Here is an 18,586-nt window from a genome sequence, read left to right on the forward strand (position 1 = left end):
CTCTCTATCGGTCATTAGCTGACAATCAATAGAGAGTTTTTTTACTTTTGCGAGCCCATACTACAAATTAATCAAGTAAATATTTCTTCACTTCTTCTGGGTCTTTCATTTGAATGTTTTCCCCATATTTAAAGAAAGTGAACTTAACTTCCTGATCCATGTAGCCACCACCTGGGATCGGCAGGATAATCCATGTTTGATAGCTATGAATCAATCCATCATCTTTACCAATACCCACGGTCATTTTAATGGTGGTGTTAGCTAAAATTTCGTTCATATCGGGACGATCTTGTAAGTGTTCCTTAAAGGGTGCAAAAAGATTGCTATCAGCCTTTTCTACCCATTCTTTACCGGTAATTTTGATTTGATACGGAATTGTCTCCGTACTAATCACTTTTTCATCAGGCATCTGCACTGCTTTGTCTAAGAAAGGTAACCATGCTTCATAACCGCGAAATACATCGATAGGAATTGGTTCCTCACGTGCTGTAATCCAGTTTCCGCCCTTAAAAATATAGCGTTTGTCACCTTTACGGTAGTATACAAATTCCTGACGAGCGATGCGACCGGTCACTTGATAAGCATCTGGGCCTTCCACGATACCATCAAACATACTTGTCGTTTCACGTGACATCATTCGATTTTTCACATAGCCGCTAAACCAGTATTTACTAGGATCGACCTCTGTTTGGACACCGTTTTTCATCATCTCAAAAGAAGATTTTCCCTTTTCCAAAGCAGCACGTAAAACGGCAGCAGGATTTTCAGCAGGGGCAATGCCAGCAGGAGCCGTATCTTCTATCTTCACAAACTCTTTTGGAGCAGATTCATACGTACAACCGGAGAGGAGAGAGAGAGCAGTTATGCCTGCAAGTAACCATTTTCCTTTATTTTGAAGCATAGCGAACCCTCCTCACGATACCAAAAACAAACAGTGCGATAGTGATGCCAACAGCGATTGGAAAGACAGGGAATTGGTGGCGTTTGAATACTAAGATACGATGGTTATCGTACATCGTAGCAACCAACTCGTTCTCTTGGTCTCCGTCAATATCTCCAACTTGCATTTTAATTAATGGTAGATAAATCTTCCAATTCTGCTTAAGCCCATCCTGCGTATAGTCAAAGCCGGAGAGATAACGACGATCGAAACTGCTCACCCAGCTTTTGGCTTGGGCAATCAGTTCTGCGTGTTCATTCTTACCTATGCTTGCATAATTGGTTAAGCGGAAGCTTGTGTCTTTTTCGTTACTTGCAAATAACATATCCCAATTACCGTCAGCGGTTGGGCGTAAGATGTAAGAAGGAACACCGCCAATCAACAGCTCATCCTGATTATCATGGTCGATGTCTGCTACCATAATATCGCTCATCGCAAGTCCACCCTTTAGGGATTTACGATTTAAACGATAGCTTTCTTCCACAGTTGCATCAGGTTTCACTGTAATCACAGCTAGATCTTCATCCAGTACAAGAAGTCCCTCTTCTCCACCAGGAAGGCGCATAGTGTCTAAAATCTTGGTACCACGCGTCTTGTACTGGAACGAGATTTGACCATAGGAGCCAGTCAAAAATCCATTTTTAATTTCTACATCATGGAATTTGGTTAGCTTATTAAAATGATTCGTTTCATACGTATAACCATCTTGATCGGTCAGCTTTTTATCAACCTGTGCTAGATCAAGCAATAGTGCGCGGAATGGTGCTGTACCCGATTGCATCATTGCTTCTGTATAGCTTTGGCGCTGTACGGTAGGAACTAATTGATCCCCTTGTTGCATGTAATAGGGGAAACCAGGATAGTCCGTTGGCATTTGTGCCAAAGCTTTTTTCCACTGTTGCGGCGTAAATTGATCTTGTTTTAAACGCACAAGCTTGCCGTCTTTCCATTTTAAAACGTAAAGGGACAGAGGCTCATTTTTTAGATAAAGAAGCTTTTCAGCAGTTGCCTTTTTTTCTTCCGGTGTTTCCGGAATTTTATCTTCCTCTACATCCGCAACTTCATCTGCGTTACCATACGTCAGAATTTCCATTGTTCCATCACCGTCGATGTCATACAAGGTGATGGGGAAGTAATCGACCCATTCCCCTTTATACAAACGGTCTGTTTCTGCTTTTAACACAAAATGATTAATTGCTGCCAGATTATCGCGCGCATAGGTGAAATTAGTCAAGCAAGCTACTGCAACAAGTGCAAACACGGCGTTCCACTTTACTTTACCGTAAAACTTAACCAGTAAGGCAATGGCAATAATCGCTCCAATTGCGCCTATTACATATTTGACCATGATACGATCATCTAATGTTGTTAATGCTTTATCTAACAGTAAAAAACCAATTGTAAAAATAATCACCTGACGACGTTCCTTTTTATGAATGAGGAAGTACGTCCCAATAAGTAGTGGCACAAAGATCACGAATGCAATCCATGATAGATCAATAAAAGCGACCTTGACCACCAAGTTATAAGCGATAAACAGGGCAAAGGCATAAACTGCCCAGTATAAGGTTTGCAGCCTAAACAGCTGTCGCATACAATTCACCTTTTTCTCGTTTATGATCTGGAGCCAATTTTGCGGTTGGCGTACCGGAAGTCAAGAGTGGCTAGCGCCGCTACCATTCCGCCTAATAGCCAGAAGAAGGTAGACATAAACGGCACTTCAAAGATGTTTTCCACAAAGTTATGGAAGAACACTGCCAGAAAACCGCAGAATAATCCCAAGCCGGTATAGAAATACGGCGAGTTTTTCCAGCGCAGGGTAGCCTGAGCCGCATATTTAACAATGGCAAGCATCATGGTAATCAATAGGGTTAAACCAATGATCCCTGTTTCAGCCAATGTTTTAAACATGTAGCTGTCAGTATAGATAGTTCCAAAATAACGGGAACCTACTGCTCCACCCCAATGACCAGGACCAGCGCCAAATAATGGTTCTAGTCGCATACGGTGGTAAGCATTCGTCCAACGTGCTACGCGACCGCTTTGGCTACTCTTTTCCCAATAGTCCTCAGTAAACAGGGTGGTAATACGGTTTTGTACCTTACCGATGACAGGAGTTGTTTCTGGTACAGCCAACAAAACAACGCCGCCTAGAATGGATACAGCTACAATAGATAAGAAAACTTTCCGGTTCACAAAAACAGAGCCAATAACTAATACGGCTAGTAGAGCGAACCAAGCTCCACGCGAGCCTGTCGCAATAAGACAAACCAGCATAATCAGGGATGTCAGCCCCCAAAGAAGCTTTTGTTTTTTGGTTATCCCTTGCAAAAATAGACTTATTGCAATGGGAACGGTAAAGATCATGTAGCTACCCAAAACGTTTGGGCTTGTTACAATGGAGAATGCACGTCTCTTCATTGATTCGTTTTCTCCTGTCCACGAGCTGTTTACTTCCACTCCAAGTACAACCTGCATTACGCCAATCAAGGCTACGAATAGACCGACTAAGGTGAAGGCTTTCAAGAAACTCTGCATTTGTTCTTTCGACTCAATTAAATAGAAGCCGATTAATAATGCAACCATATATTGGAATATAGCTCGAAAACCTTCCACGCTAGCATTAAAATTCGTCATATCCATAAACATAAGTCCCAGGCCAAATATCAAAAAGGCAAGGAACGCATGCTTAATGCCAGGCATGGTGCGGTGGCCTTTTGCATACGCAGCAAAGGTAAACAGAAGGAGGACAGTAAGAACGCCTTCATCCCACAAAGAAACAATAAATCCAATCGGGATAAATTTACGCATTGCGTAATCAATGATAGGATAGGTGAGTAATAAGTAAATCCAGTTGGTTGGATTCATAACCAACTTTTTTAGATTCGTTTTCAAGCGAAGTCCCCCTACACATATGTTCGACCCTACCATTATAATGAATCATAAGATAGGGTAGCAAGGAAAAGAAATCTAGCGTTGTTAACTAACAGATAAGTAGCGCGCAAGAATTAGGAGATTACGAGCTGTGAATTTACTAAAAACCGCATCCATGATAGTAGTAATTACATTAATAGGACGCATGCTAGGCTTTATTCGCACACTCTATGTTTCACATTTGTATGGAACAGGAATGGAGGCGGATGCCTACTTTCTTGCCCTAACAATTCCCATGACCTTGTTCATGATTATTCCAGGAGCAATCAATGCTGTCCTGATCCCTACCATGCGAGGAATACTAGAAGAGAATCAGTTGCAGAAGGCTTCTATTCTCTACCATAAAATGCTGGCGCTAATAACCTTCAGCTTTTTTGCTCTGACCGTGGCGGGTTATTTTCTCTCTCCTCAGATCGCTCTGATGTATGGAGTGAGCGGTGAAAAAGCGGCACTGACCATTCGGCAATTACAGCTGATGTGGCCGTCTGTTTTCTTTATTGGTCTGGCTGGGTTATGGGCAAGCGTCTTAAATGCACATCATCATTTCTTTACATCTACATTAGGTACGGTGGCGAATAGTGTTATTGTTATCCTTGCCATGGTTGCCCTGGTACCAATTGTTGGAGTCGATGGCTTGTCAATAGCTACCACCCTTGGTTACGTAGCTGCTCTAGTCGTGATGTGGCCAGCCATGCGCAAATATGGCTATAGTCAACGGTTTAACCTGCAATATCGTCAGGATGCTGAATTGCGCAGTATGGGTGAACGGGTTGTTCCGATCCTCATTGGTTCCGTAATCTCGCAAACCACCACCTTTCTGGAACGTGGACTAACTACGGGGCTTGGGGATGGAAAAGTAGCAGCCCTTTCTTATGCTAATCAGATTGCTCAGCTTCCGATGGCTATCTTTGTTGGGGCATTTACATTACCTTTGTTTCCACTCTTAGCCAATTACGTAAAGCGTAAAGAAATGCATTTAATGAAAGCTACATTAGAAAAAGGCTTGTCTTATTTATTGATTTTGTTGTTTCCAGTGACAATCGGTTTCATTTTATACGGCGAAAATTTGATTAGCATCCTGTTTGTTCGCCAATCGGGTGCTTTTAATGAAGAAGCGTTATCCTGGACTGCTTTTGGCCTTATCTTCTATGGCATGGGTCTTTATTTCTTAGCGGCTCGCGATTTGATTACACGTGCCTTTTATGCTTTAGAAAACACTCGCACACCTGTGATTGTAGGAGTGATAGGAATCGGGGTTTACTTGTTGACTGCCAAAATATTTACCCCGCTTTTAGAGCATGGCGGTGTAGCATTAAGTGCTTCTGTATCAGCAATGGTACAGTCTATTCTACTGTTTTTGTTACTATGGCGCTCCATTGGCCAGCTTCTTACTTGGGATTTCTTATTGACGGTAGCAAAGGTTTTGATTGCCTGCGCTGTAATGTCTGTTTTCGCCTTGATTCTTCGGGTTCTGATGCTGGAATCGGGCAGGCTTATAGATTTACTGGTAGGCGGTACCGTATCTACAGTCATTTACTTTACAACATTGTTAATTCTGCGCGAACCGCTTGTGAAGGATATTGTGGGCAAGGTAGCGGGACGCTTTCTGAAAAAGTAAGAGGCACCCTCTATCAAATGACGATTAGCCCGAGAAAAGGTTTCTTCATAATAAGAGAAAAGGCATTCACTGTATCGTACACGGTGAGTGCCTTTTCTTTATTTCTATAACGTTTTGTCTATTTTATTATCTTCACTTGATCTCGATTCAGACCAAAGCGGGACAGCGATTCGGCACGAGTAGATGCTAGCTGCCACTTGTCGTTTGTCTTGTGTAGCTCATACTCCCAGCATTGTTCATCTTGACCATGCTCGTTTATTTGTTTGGTGCCAAGATTCTTCCATTTATCCTGATAAACTTCTCTTACCATTACTTTTAAATGGGTATCATCTACCATTTCTAAAGAACCAAAATCAATTTCTAAGTGAAGTAATTCACCTACAAAGACTTGCTTCAATATGTCTGGTGTAGTTTTAAATTGCTCTACTTCACGTTCGTAACTCTTTTTCTCATCGCCATTTGGCGAGAGATAAGGGAGGAGAGGATCAACGCTCGTTTTAGTCTTGGCATATTGCAGCCATGCTTTATTATAATTTGTAAAGAAAGCGGAGATATCATCCTCTATACTTCCTGCTTCAGAGATTTGGATTGGCAAATCAATGAATGTATCTTGCTCTCCTAATGTCCCCGTCTTACTTACCTCGCCTAGCGGTGTAGAAGCTTTGACCGTAAATTCTAGAGCCTTTTTGGGTGCGTTTGTGATTAAGGCGTCGTAGCCAGTAAAGCTTTTTTCAAAGGTGACGGGTATAGCTTGACCGTTATGGAATAATGTAGCCTTATTAACATTGGTGTAAACTTTAACGTCACGAACAGGGAAATTCACTATGACTTGTGGAGAACGACCATAACCAACATCAAATTTGATTTCGGTACTCACTGTACCGAGCATGGTAGGCAGACTTCCATTCATAAAATGTTCTCCTGGGAAAAAGGGGCCTACTTTGAAAGTAGCTTTGTTATCTTGTTCAGCCGTCATATCCTTATTTTGTTGTTTTTCAGACTGAGCTGGTTGGGTCTGTGGAGCAATTTCTACGCCTTGCTCTCCTGTTGCTAGTTTGGTTCCTTTTGGTCCAATTAATTGCATATAGATTGGACGTACCTGTACCTTGTATAAGCTACCTTCCTTTTTTAATACCAGTATAGAATTTGCTGATTCAGCATCGTCTAGAGTCTCTGGCTTATAAGTGGGATTAGTTTGGTAGCTCGCAGCTTGTTCGGTAAGAGAGTTTACGTATGTTTTCCAGGTTTCTGTATGTTGGGATAAACTCTCAATGATTCCAACTGCATTTTTATCAGTTAACACGGCTTTGACACCAGTTGGAACAGTAGTCACTTGTAAAAAGATATCCACTTGCTTTTGTTCTACCGCCTGCTGAAACTGCTTGACGACTGTTTCTGGATTTTTGAACACAGCCGTGCGTTGTTGATTAAAAATGAGAAAGCCAGCAACAACTATAAGTAAAATGGCGATAGGAATGATTATTTTCCATTTCATAGGAACCCTCCTTCTAAAGAAACCTTCTTCTTTATTCTAGGTGATTATTTTCACACGTCAATGTAGGAAGTGGCTATTTGTAGAGGCTGATAAAATATAAACAAGACTGAACGCCGTGAGAGTAGCAAGGGCGATGCATAGCATCCTATAATCCTGTATACTGGTTTATACACAAATTAATCAAAAGAGGACTGGAAGAGACGAGCATAGGTAGATGAATGCTTATACCATATTTCCTAATATTTATACATTACATATGACACATACATCAACTTACTATTCTTAGGAGGCATACTTACGATGAAAGAATGCGTGACATTTGAAGAGGTTGAGCAGGAGCTACAAACATTTCCGCTCTGTCTCGTCCTCCTTACATCTAAGAATTGCGGTGTTTGTGAGGCTGTTGAACAAAAGCTACATATCTGGCAATCAAACGATCAACCGTCGAATATTGATCAGTTCCAGTCGGATGTACTAGGATGCTTTCATGTAATAAAAGCATCTATTGATAAGCTTCCTGAACTGTCAGGGAGATTTTTGACATTTTCTGGACCTACCATACTTGTATTTGCCTATGGTAAAGAAATATATCGCCAAGTTAGATTTATTCAAATGCAAGAACTGAGTGAGGCGCTCCTGCAAGCCAAAGTTATGATAGAATAAGATAAAGTAAAAGTTAAAGTGAAAAATGAAGAGAGAGGTAAGGTCGTGAAGTCAGGTACCAAAGAGAAGGGATTGCCTAAAAGAATACGCCTCCGTGGACATTACCAGATTAAAAAAATGATTTCGCAAAGCGAACTGTCAATCGTGTATACCGCACGTCAACTTGGCAGTAAACATACACGTATTATAAAAGAGTTTTTTCCGAGAGCACTTGCCTTGCGTGATCTTGATAATAAGACGGTTTTTTGTCGGCTGCCTTCTTTACAGGATAAATATAACGATTTGATGAAGGCATTTCTTCGAGAAGCAGACATTATCAAAGGATTGAATCACCCTAATTTTGTATCATATGTGGACTTTTTTGAGGAGAATGGTACAGCCTATTTAGTAATGAATTACTGTGAAGGGATGACACTGGATCGTTATATACAGGAGACGGAGCAGCTATATACAGCGGAAGTTATAGAAAAGACATGGCTACCGCTGGCTAATGCCCTCGACCATCTACATAAAGAAGGCGTTATTCATCGGGATATTAAACCTAGCAATATTATCATCAGCCCATCTGGGACTCCTATCTTGATCGATTTTGGCTCAGCTATTCTGATGAGCCAAGAAGGAAAAGGAGATAAACAAACGATTGTAACCACAGCAGGCTACTCTCCCTTGGAATTTTATTCAGAGAAAGCAAAACAAGACGCACGCTCTGATTTATACAGCTTTGCGGCGACGCTTTTCTTCTATATTAATAGGAGTGCTCCTACGGATGTTACTCAGCGCTTATTTGAGCATCGTTTTGATGGAATACATCTGCCTTCTTCTATCGTGACTCCCATGTTGGCACGTGTCATTCGCTGGGGATTAGCTGTTCAGGCTGACAAGAGATGCCCTACGTTAAAATGGTTCAAGCATGCTCTGTATGCAGAAGCGTTTATTTGGAAAAGTAGAGAGAGGCTGCTTCCTGCATCAAAGCAAAAAACAGCCGCTTCTACTTCATCCTCTCAAAAACTACATTAATGGTTGGTAGGTACGTCCGAATAAAGGTGGGAACTCACTTTAACGGCTTTGTACCGAAGTTCGATCTCTGTGATTTCATCCTCAAATGTAATGTACAATTTATCATTATAGGTGAGGATTTCTTTTTTGTTGATACGAAGTAGTGTGGTACCGCGTACTAATATGCAATTGGAATTGTTTTTTACCAATAGCGTCCCATTTTTACCTGCTTCAAACACAATGTATGCTGCTTCTGGCAACGGCTCATTTACATTGAGACTTCTAAATAACTCCTGAAGCGTTATCCTGCGTTGAGGAAAAGAGCTGAGTGGCCAGTAGGTAACAGGAATATCATTACCACTAGCAGTTTGTAAAAAATATCCTTCCAATTTTCCAGATAGCATAGGTTTCGGACGAACGATAAGATAAATGATTCCACCAATAAGAGCGGTAGCTAACAAGATGCCACCGATTACTAGATATTTGTCCCAGACTGATGTAATGATCAGGGATAATTCCGATGTAGCCTGTTCACCATCTGGATCAATAGCCGTGATTGTCAGAGTGGTTGTTCCAGTTGTAAGTGGCGTAATATGTAACGTTTGATCTTGAATGGATAAGCTTGATACTGATTCATCAGGAGCAGTTATGATTTTATACGTAAGTGTATCCTGATTAGCATCCGTAAAATATTTGCCCAGATCAATCCCTGATTCCCCTGACTCTTTGGAAATCGAAATTGTGCGCTGTGCTGTAGCTTGTGGCGCAAGATTCCCAACATGTAGCTTTTCTACAGAGGTTTCTCGATAAAAGTCTGGCCCTTCCATTCTAATTTTCCACGTATAGTCCCCTGACTGTTTGAAGACATGCTCCAGTTTCCACTCATCCCCAACTAAATTCATTGGAGTTCGTTGTTCTTGTTTTGTTGCTAAATGGACAGTTATGAACTCAGCCTTTAAGGTTTGACTGACATCTTGATCAGTAAATTTTTTGCTTTGAGAATCGATAAGGTGGGCAACGATGCTTGTAGCCTGCCCTTTTTGTGTTTGATTGGATAGCACTGGGGCTTGTATATCCAGATTGTAGGTACCTAATAAATTAATTTTTACCAGGTTACCGGGTGTACCGCGGAATTTCAGAGTTACGTTCCCTTTTGGTGGTTGTGCCACTTTTAAGAGGGAGTATTTATTTGATTCTGTAAATTGGATATTTTTTGCTTGGGAGAATAATTGCGCTTCTTTGACGGGGTGCTCAGATAACAGAATAATATTGGCCTCGTTCATGCTCCCGTTAGGAATGGACAGGGATACCTCTTGAAGGGCTCCAGTCGCAGTAACGGCAGCAACAGAGATCAGTGTAGATTGAATTTGTTTTGCAAAAATCTTATTAAAAATTTCAGGTAAATCCTCGGCACTATCGGTAATGAATGAAGTACCGCCTGTTTCGGTTGCAATCCGCTTTAACTCTGCTTGATTAACCGATCCATCTTGGTTTAGTCCAATTGTATAAATGGGGAAGCCCTTTGCTTTGGCTTGCTTAATGGCTTTTTCAACATCTCTGTTTGAATCTGCTACACTTCTCCCTTTGGACATAGGGCCAAAATCGGTGCCCCCATCTGACAGCAGAAGTAAGAAAGGTCGATTTCCACTCTCCGTACGTTTGGCTAAGAGATCTGTACCTGTTAATAGACCGAGTCCGAGATCTGTGTAACCTGAACGTGGTAAAGAGGACAAAGCTTTTTTTATCTCAGTCTTTTTATCTTTCACTGAGATTGTTGTTAAAGGCTTTGTTTTGACAATTTTGTGATTATAGGCGACAAAACCTACCCTTGTTCGATCTGCATTGCTCATATCCATAAATAGCTTAACTACTTCTGCTGCTATGCCTTCTTTATCCGTATCCCTCATGGAATAACTGGCATCCAATACAAACATGGCATCATTACCCCGATTAGGATCAGCCTTGGCTAAGGCTTGGGGAGCTTCTAGCAGGCAAGAGAAGGCGATCCCTAAAAGCAAAGCGCATATGGCAAGATACATGGTGGAATTACGCATGGATTTCCTCATCTTGACTTTTTACACATCCTTTTCAAGCTTTTCAAGATATGATCTTAAAATAAGAATCGGTCACAATGTCCTAAAAGTGAATAGAAAAAATAGAAAACAGGAAAATGGAACCAAAAAAAGGTAGAAATAATTGATTTTCGCAACGAAAAATAAGGGGTTAAGGAAATAAGTACCAATTTAAATTTTTTGAAAACGGAAAATAAAGGCATAAAGTCCTGATTTTTTTAAATGATTGACAGTGACGAAAATAGTTGATTAATATAAATTGCGAAAGGTGATAGGGGAATTATGGTAAAAAAATAGATTAATCTGGAAAATTAATAGATTAATCTGGTAAAAAATGGGTTAATTTAGCATTTAAGTTAGATTAATCCGGGATTATTTGGAACTGAATATCCCTTGTAATTATGACTTTTTATGCACGTGCCATTATTCACATGTAGGTCTTCTTTTTGTAAATACCTCAGCGAAACATAGAAAGGGGCAGATTATGGACATTATTTATCAAACCAACCGAACGATGCTTTTTGAAGAAATAAATCCAGAGAAACTGGATCTCGTCACAATTGTAGGCGATGTTAAAGGCATAGATAGTCTAAGTGATGAGAAAGTAAAAGAAATCAATCAGCATCTTCTTGTTAAAAATTTTGACGAATTTTTGGACAAGTTCGAACCGACTGTTTACTCGTTTTACAATGCAGCGAATCAAAAAGTGATGTACACACTTAAAAAACCGGAATCAATCGCAGAGGACTGCATCACGGAAATCAAGGTTAATCAACATAATGATTTTCTGAAAATGTTGTTTACCTTGATTGATACGAAACGTAGTCAGGGGATTACCAATGTAGATTTTAAGTTCGAAAATTTGTTAGATATGATCTCTCCGAAAAAGGTCATGGATGATATTAGACAGGTTCGCAAAGAGATTCATTACATGTATAACGAATACGACAAATTAGATGATGGCGATCCAAAGAAACTTGATATGGGTGACAAGCTCAATAGCATGTTTGAAGAGGCAAGTCAAAACTATAACAATGTTATGGCGATGCTACCTCTAGCGATCGAGGATATTAAAACGAGACTCTTATTAGGCGCTTCTTCTGAGGAGAATAAATCCGAGGCGATACAAATCGGGATGCTTACCATCGGGGAGAGCGGAGAATTAAAGATCATCGAGGCTCCAAAAAACGATAGCAATGAGCTTATGCTATTAGACGATACTAGCGGCACTGGTTTAGTAACGGTTTTTGAAGAGGATTATGAATCTATTACAGAGACACCTTCTTCTTACGTAAGAGACTTAGTAGTACGTACCTTCTGCCCACTACCAGCTGTTCAGACGGAAGTGGATATTGAGACAGAGATTCAAAACTATAATACATATCTTGAATTCTACAAAAACGCAAAAGACGACTTTGTCAAAACGGTAAAACCGCTTGTAGAGAAGATTCTTGGTGTGAAAATGTTCTTTGATCAATATGCTACCAAGAACAAAGGAATGGTACCTACTCTTCTCATTACGAACACAAAGCTAGATATGTTGGTTAAGAGTAGCAATATTCCACGCCTAGAAACCTATCTGAACACAGTTAACTCCAAAAATGACTTTACAGATACCATCTGGTTCGGTATTGTACCGTCCGTTGAATTAGAGACTGCTGGCAGAGTAAAAGTAAGCCGCGAGCGTTTCAAAGGAAACGAGAAAGTTGTAAAGCAGGACGGGAATACTCTGGAATCACTTTCGATGCTTCTAAATGTGGTGAAGGAATACAAGCTACAAGTCTTCTTCAGCTTTGAAACAGGAGAAGAGACCACCTTTAATAGCATGGCTACAGCCGGTATTGATAAATATATCGACAAGTGTAATCCGCTTATTCGTAAGGATTACAGTGAATTCGCGGTACCTTGTGTACCTAATTTCACAGTCATTCCGAAGGATAAGTCTGGGGTAGTCATTGATAGTCGAATGCTGCAAACTGATTCAGGTGCACAGCTTTCCAAAGAAAAAGAAGACATCTTAAAGCTCTGGATTGAAGGAGTCTATATTGGCTCTTCTTACGTGGCAGCAGGTGTGGTGGCATCTTATCAATGCCCTGATTACATGCGCGAACTATTTAAAAATATCAACAAAGAGTATCCAGGCGTACGCTTTGATATTGAAGCTGGAGATAACAGCTTACGCGCAGTCACTACGATGGCGAAAGAAATTTCAGGTTTTACTAACAACATTAAAGATTCAATTAACCGTAAAAATTTCGGCTTTGTCTTCTCATCAGAGAATGCACAGCTTCAAGAAAGGGATATTAAACGCATTACGGTTTATAAAGCAAGAAGTCTTGCTTTGGCCGAAGATGGTTTTGATCCTATTTATAAAACTCTCGTGAGTACGTATATCGAGCGTATTCTTCGTTTCCAAACTGGCGATTTCAAACACGAAAATATCGTGAAATTCTTCAGTAACAATCCAAGCAGCCAAAAGAGCAAATGGATGAGTGGACGCGGGTACGTCAATTCCATCGTTCAGGATGGAGATGATATTAGCTACATCATCGATGATAAGAGTAATTTGTGCCACATCGATTTGGTCTTTAACGGAAACGTGAAGAACCTTGAAGTGATGATTACCAAGGGCACAACTCCTGTGAAATCGTGATGTCCTTTCTAAAACGTATGGTAGAGGCCGTCTTACAAAAGATTGCCTCTATACATAAATCTCAGCGTCCTAAATCTAAATCGGGCGTGAGAGCCATTTTTTCTAATTCTAAGGAGGTTTTATTTATGGGTTTTCGACTAAAAGTTGAAGGTGCAGAAACAATTGAACTAGGTTTGGATAACATCCAAACAGTTGTGTATGACACTGACACTCCGGATGATTCCAATGCTAGATCAACAGATGTAGGAGCTACACTACGCCTAACCGGTAAAATCATTACATCTACCGATGGTGATAGCGCTGATGACACAATGAAACTAGCTCTATGGTCTCTAGTACCTGCTGAAAAAGCGGATTGCTACAGAAAAGTAACACTAGAAGTAATTGCGGCTGATCAAGTAGTGCGCAAAATCCACATGCCAAATGCTTTTGTGGTAGATTACACAGAGCGTTTTGGCGATACAGAAGGTGTTGGGGAGTTCACTCTATACATCAAACAGAAAAAAGACAAAACCGAGCTTACCAAAATTGAAGGCGGCTATGCCGTTTAATTGATAGTCTTGTAGGCTATCGGAGGAGGATAAAATTTTAAGAGGTTCAAAGCCTCTTAAAATTTTGTCTCATCCTTTAGGGGGAAAGAGATAATGAAAAATTACTATGACATACTTGGTGTTTCCAAACATGCCTCTGAAGCGGAATTGAAAAAGGCGTATCGACAGTTAGCAAAAAAATATCATCCCGATGTGAATGCAGGGAGTAGTGAGGCGGAACAACGTTTCAAGGAAGTACATGAAGCTTATACGGTGTTAAAAAGCGAGGAATCACGGGCAGCGTACGATGCGAAATTGGATCAGCGGACACAAAAGAGGGCTACATCCACCCAAGGAACAGGCCAGAAATCTACAGAACGCAGGACAACACAAGGATATCAGGGTTTTGATCCAAGAGATATGGAGCGTAATTTCTCACAATTCTTTGGCTTTAATCCAAAAGATAAAAAAGGGAATCTTCATAAAAACGGATCATCTTCTAAAAATCCTCTGGATGCCTCAGCGATCTTTCAAAGCTATTTTGGACCGCGAAAAAAATAAGGTGGAAGTGCTTGCTCCTCTCTTTGTGGGTGATTTGATGTCAGTGGACATACAACTTTCAAGGTATGGAGCCTTTTTTCTTTATAGGTAACGATCGGAATGGAGTGGAGAACACCAGTTAATGGAGGTTGAGAATGTGCAAGAAAAAGCAAAAAAGTACCGTTCCATTTGGATCATAATCATTGATGTGCTTCTCTTTGTCATTGCAATTAATATTTTATATTTTACGTTTGGCATTCAATCAGACCCAGTAATGAAATGGATGGTTAGTCTGTTAGGAATTGCTTTCCTTATTTTTGGAATTACTACACAAAAAAATCAGAAGCGGCTACCTAAACAATCAAGTAAGCAGCAAGCAGGTATAACAAAATTAGTCCTACTGGATGAAGACGGCGAAAGAGTGAAAGAGTGGTATATACAGGGGGAAACCTCTTTGGTGATCGGAAAGAACTCCCGCAATGGCGAGGTTGATATAGATCTATCAGATACGGAATATGCATCGCTTATCAGTACCCACCATGCAGTGCTTAACCACGTTGGAGGGACCTGGTTCATTGAGGACAATGATTCTCATAATGGGATCGGAATTAAAAAAGCGAATAGCAAACGAACGAATAAAGTAGAGGTCGAAACGCAACAACAGATTGATATAAACGATCTGATTTACATAGCAAATACACGTATCTTAGTGAAATAAAGGTTGCTACTAATCACATGGGGGATGACCAAAAATGAGTTTAACGAGATGTACGAATGGCCATATGTTTAGCACAAGAAAGCACGGTAATACATGCCCCTATTGCAATATAGTTGTAGAGCAAGCAGCACGGGGAGACAACAAGAGTCAAGTGCGCCCAGTCGATGAAGAAAAGACCATGCCTTATTTGGGAGAGACAACAGGCATTGAGCCTGTGACAGGCTGGTTAGTTTGTATCGAAGGACCACAGCAGGGACAGGATTATCGAATAATGGCAGAAAAGAATTTCATTGGACGCTCAGAAGAGATGCATATTCGCATTATTGGTGATAACGCCATCTCTAGACGCAATCATGCGGTCATTGTCTATGATCCGAAAAAGCGCAACTTTTTTCTATTGCCAGGAGATGCGTCTGGACTTGCTTATCACAACAATGAGGCTGTTTTTTCCCCAGTGGAGCTAACAGCGTATGATGTCATTCAGCTTGGTCAAAGCAAATTTATCTTTATCCCGTTGTGCGGCGTCCATTTTGAATGGGAAACCAATTGAGGGTAGGTTGATGAACATGCTGGAAGGACAGGAACTCACGCCGTATTTTTTTGTGCTAGCAGCCTTTACGTTTATGCTATTGCTCTTTATGATACGCCAGAATCTGATGGCTCCTGTTAAAGAACCGGGCATACAGATCGGAAACGGTCAAACGATCGGCAATCGAGATGAACAAGACGACTACTTTTCGACGGCGACGACTCCTATTGGCACATTGGCTGTTTTAGCGGATGGGATTAGCGGGCTTTCACATGGACGGATGTCTAGCACACTGGCTGTTACGCTCTTTATGCGCGAATTTTTGAATCTGGACGATGTACAAAATATTACTTCTTTTTTTACAAAAGCTGCTCGTAAAAGCAATGCGGAAATTGTGCAACAAATCGGGGGATCAAATGGCGGTACCACGCTTGTAGCAGCCGTGGTAACAAAGGATAAGCTCTATTGGGGCGCTGTAGGGGATAGCAGTATCATGGTGTTTCGAGATGGGGAGTTTATCAAAATGAACCATAAGCACATTTTGGAATCCGTGCTAGAGGAACGCTATCTGTCAGGGGAGATTACCAAGGAACAAGCAACAAGTAACCCGATGCGCAAGCGCCTGATCAATTATTTAGGCTATGAGCAGTTTCAAAATATGGAGATTTGCAACGAGCCGTTTCTGTTGAAAAAGAAAGACAAGGTCATTTTGTTGAGTGACGGTGTATACAACACGCTCTCCGAAGTGGAAATGGAGCAGGTTTTAATGAATGCCACATCTCCATATGACGCAGCAGAAGAGATGGTGACAGAGATTGAACGCAAGCAATTACGCAATCAAGATAACGCTACTGTCATTATTTTAGAGCAAGGCTGGTAAGACGAAAGCGACTGGTTAAGCCTTTGGTAGCGAAGGAGAAGCGGAGGTACGGATGAGGAAGGAAAACAGCAATTTTCAGACCAGTTTCGTTTCCGAAGCAGGCACTTTTATAGAGAATCGGGATTATTTTGCTTTTGTAGAACTAGATGATGTAGCTTGCTGGGTCATTGCCGACGGCATTGACACAGATAAAGAAGTAAAAAGTGCGGAGATGGCGGTGCAAAGCATTTTACAAAGCTTTTTAGATAAGCCCACAATGTCTCGGCGTAGACTAAAAAAATACTTACTCAATGCCCATAACTGGCTAAAGGAAGAAAGTACAAGAGTCCGATTAAAATCTAGCATTATGATTGTTGTCACCGATTATAGCAAAATCATTTGGGCAGTGGCAGGCAATGCGAGATTGTACCACTTTCGGCATGGGCGCTTGCAAACGAGAAGCCATGATCAGTCACTTGCCCAGCAGATGGCTGATGAGGAGCAAATCTCTTTGGCAGCGATAGATAGACACGAAGAACGACACAATCTCCTTTCTTATTTAGGGAAGCCAGATTTTTTTGAACCATATGTGTCCAAAAAGATTTTACTATCTGATGGAGATGTGATGATGCTGTGCACGCCTGGAGCTTGGGAAGAGGTTAGCTGCTCGGAAATGCTAGAAACCCTTGAAGAAGCAAAGGGTCCAGAAGAGATGGCTGATCAACTGGAAGAAGTGTTATTAAGTAAACAAAAACAAGTGATTCATAATTATACGATAGCGTCTATTTATGCTAATAAAGTGTTTAAAGAAGACCCAAAAAAACGTTGGAAAAAGATTAAAACAGCCTTATTTATCGGCATACCGGTCCTTTTGCTTGTAGGTGGATTGGTGTATATGAAGGTGCGTGCAGCAGAACGCTTTGCAGAAAATGTGGCTAGTATTTACGAGCATGAGAAAAGTGCGGATGCCTATGTTTCAGAAAAGGATTATGATAAAGCGCTCTTAGAATATAGTGAGGCGCGTAATGCATCGAAACGGATAGATGACAAGATATATAAACAATTGTTGAGCAAAAAATTGAAAATTACCGAGCTAATCGTGAATGGAGATAAGTTTGTAAAAGATGGGAAATTGAAACAAGCGGTGGAGAGCTATAAAAAAGCATTGGAAGAAGCGAAAAATCATAAGGAGTTTGACAAGAAAGAGATTCAAGAAAAGATCGATCAAGCAGAGAAAATAGCCCAGGTACAGCTTTTGATCAAGGAAGGCGATTTGCGAGCTAGCAATGAGGATTATACAGGTGCCATGGAGATGTATCAACAGGCAAAGCTTGCGGCCATCAATGCCTCCTATACGGAGGGACAAAAAGAGATTAAGACTAAAATAGATGAAACTCAACTTAAACATATGGGTGTGGAAAAAGGTACACAGCAATTAGAAGGCGAGAAAATGGAGAAGGATGGAGATCGTCTGCTGGCGGAGAAGGATTTAGAAGGAGCATTAGGTGCTTATTTGCAGGCGCAGTCCATTTATCAGGAAGCTGGAATGATGGAAAAAGCTCTAGGTATAGAGCGTAAAATTACCAAGGTGGATGGGTTATTAAATCCGTTGCCTGTTCCTGCTGCAAATGGAGGGGACCAGCAACCAGCTGGAGGTCAGGTTCTGGCACCAACCTCAGGACAAGCAGCTGAACAGACGCCAGTACCACCTGTGAAACAAGGATCAAGAGCAGCTTCTACACCAGCAGCGGGGCAACAGTCGGGACAAGCACCAACTACCCCACCACCTGCACCAGCTACACAACAGTCACAACCGGCACAGACCCCACAGCAAGCAGTACCTAAAACAGCTGAGACATCGCCAGAGTCTGTACCACCACCGTTGGAGCAACAAACAAACGAAGCACAGCAGTCTTCGCAGAAGGCAACCCCAAAAACGGTTGATTCAGAGCAAGTTCCCAAGCAAGCTCAAGCATCGCATATACCACCAGCCGATGACCAAAAACCAGCGTCAGCTGTGATCAATCCGCACCAGTAAT

Annotated in this window: 15 protein-coding genes; 10 read left to right on the forward strand and 5 right to left on the reverse strand. The window is 41.2% G+C overall.

Going from position 1 to position 18,586, the window contains the following annotated elements:
- Positions 1-67: 67 nt before the first annotated feature.
- Genes ACQV1I_RS06190 through ACQV1I_RS06200 form a run of 3 tightly spaced genes read right to left on the reverse strand, consistent with a single transcriptional unit; the run spans position 68 to position 3,835 of the window.
- A complete protein-coding gene (locus tag ACQV1I_RS06190; RefSeq protein WP_116333113.1) occupies positions 68-901 on the reverse strand; it encodes a hypothetical protein in 834 nt (277 codons plus the stop codon).
- Positions 888-2,534, reverse strand: a complete 1,647-nt coding sequence (locus ACQV1I_RS06195; protein WP_116333114.1) for a hypothetical protein — start codon at positions 2,532-2,534, stop codon at positions 888-890. The genes ACQV1I_RS06190 and ACQV1I_RS06195 overlap by 14 nt, the downstream gene beginning before the upstream one ends.
- A gap of 20 nt (positions 2,535-2,554) precedes the next feature.
- The gene (locus tag ACQV1I_RS06200) at positions 2,555-3,835 is read right to left on the reverse strand and encodes an O-antigen ligase family protein (RefSeq protein WP_018671293.1); all 1,281 of its coding nucleotides are present in this window, start codon (positions 3,833-3,835) and stop codon (positions 2,555-2,557) included.
- A 130-nt stretch (positions 3,836-3,965) separates the two neighbouring features.
- Between ACQV1I_RS06200 and murJ the strand changes: the two genes are divergently transcribed.
- Complete coding sequence (gene murJ, locus ACQV1I_RS06205) at positions 3,966-5,492, forward strand: murein biosynthesis integral membrane protein MurJ (RefSeq protein WP_018671292.1); 1,527 nt, start codon at positions 3,966-3,968, stop codon at positions 5,490-5,492.
- Between the two features lie 118 nt (positions 5,493-5,610).
- Here murJ and ACQV1I_RS06210 read toward each other — a convergent pair whose 3' ends face one another.
- The gene (locus tag ACQV1I_RS06210) at positions 5,611-6,987 is read right to left on the reverse strand and encodes a hypothetical protein (RefSeq protein ID WP_116333115.1); all 1,377 of its coding nucleotides are present in this window, start codon (positions 6,985-6,987) and stop codon (positions 5,611-5,613) included.
- Between the two features lie 300 nt (positions 6,988-7,287).
- Between ACQV1I_RS06210 and ACQV1I_RS06215 the strand changes: the two genes are divergently transcribed.
- Both ACQV1I_RS06215 and ACQV1I_RS06220 read left to right on the forward strand, forming a co-directional pair.
- Positions 7,288-7,650, forward strand: a complete 363-nt coding sequence (locus ACQV1I_RS06215; protein ID WP_116333116.1) for a thioredoxin family protein — start codon at positions 7,288-7,290, stop codon at positions 7,648-7,650.
- A gap of 45 nt (positions 7,651-7,695) precedes the next feature.
- Entirely contained in the window at positions 7,696-8,667 is a 972-nt protein-coding gene (locus ACQV1I_RS06220; protein WP_116333117.1) for a serine/threonine protein kinase, read from the forward strand.
- Here the strand turns inward: ACQV1I_RS06220 and ACQV1I_RS06225 are convergent.
- Complete coding sequence (locus ACQV1I_RS06225) at positions 8,664-10,700, reverse strand: vWA domain-containing protein (RefSeq protein WP_094700508.1); 2,037 nt, start codon at positions 10,698-10,700, stop codon at positions 8,664-8,666. The genes ACQV1I_RS06220 and ACQV1I_RS06225 overlap by 4 nt on opposite strands.
- Positions 10,701-11,202: 502 nt before the next feature.
- Between ACQV1I_RS06225 and ACQV1I_RS06230 the strand changes: the two genes are divergently transcribed.
- From ACQV1I_RS06230 to ACQV1I_RS06260, 7 genes are all read left to right on the forward strand, one after another.
- Positions 11,203-13,371, forward strand: a complete 2,169-nt coding sequence (locus ACQV1I_RS06230) for a transcriptional regulator (RefSeq protein WP_094700507.1) — start codon at positions 11,203-11,205, stop codon at positions 13,369-13,371.
- Positions 13,372-13,496: 125 nt separating this feature from the next.
- Positions 13,497-13,922 (forward strand): hypothetical protein, encoded by a 426-nt coding sequence (locus tag ACQV1I_RS06235; protein WP_018671286.1) that lies wholly within the window; start codon positions 13,497-13,499, stop codon positions 13,920-13,922.
- Between the two features lie 93 nt (positions 13,923-14,015).
- Positions 14,016-14,462 carry a DnaJ domain-containing protein gene (locus ACQV1I_RS06240; protein WP_018671285.1) on the forward strand — a complete coding sequence of 149 codons (447 nt, stop codon included), beginning with the start codon at positions 14,016-14,018 and terminating at the stop codon, positions 14,460-14,462.
- 136 nt (positions 14,463-14,598) lie between these two features.
- Positions 14,599-15,159 carry an FHA domain-containing protein gene (locus tag ACQV1I_RS06245; protein ID WP_116333272.1) on the forward strand — a complete coding sequence of 187 codons (561 nt, stop codon included), beginning with the start codon at positions 14,599-14,601 and terminating at the stop codon, positions 15,157-15,159.
- A 34-nt stretch (positions 15,160-15,193) separates the two neighbouring features.
- A complete protein-coding gene (locus tag ACQV1I_RS06250; protein ID WP_094700506.1) occupies positions 15,194-15,709 on the forward strand; it encodes an FHA domain-containing protein in 516 nt (171 codons plus the stop codon).
- 10 nt (positions 15,710-15,719) lie between these two features.
- Complete coding sequence (locus ACQV1I_RS06255; RefSeq protein WP_116333118.1) at positions 15,720-16,568, forward strand: PP2C family protein-serine/threonine phosphatase; 849 nt, start codon at positions 15,720-15,722, stop codon at positions 16,566-16,568.
- 52 nt (positions 16,569-16,620) lie between these two features.
- Positions 16,621-18,585: a PP2C family serine/threonine-protein phosphatase gene (locus ACQV1I_RS06260; protein WP_116333119.1), complete on the forward strand. Its 1,965-nt coding sequence runs from the start codon at positions 16,621-16,623 to the stop codon at positions 18,583-18,585.
- Position 18,586 lies beyond the last annotated feature (1 nt).

It is taken from the genome of Brevibacillus sp. JB24b (genome assembly GCF_051713385.1).
GTDB lineage: Bacteria > Bacillota > Bacilli > Brevibacillales > Brevibacillaceae > Brevibacillus_B > Brevibacillus_B laterosporus.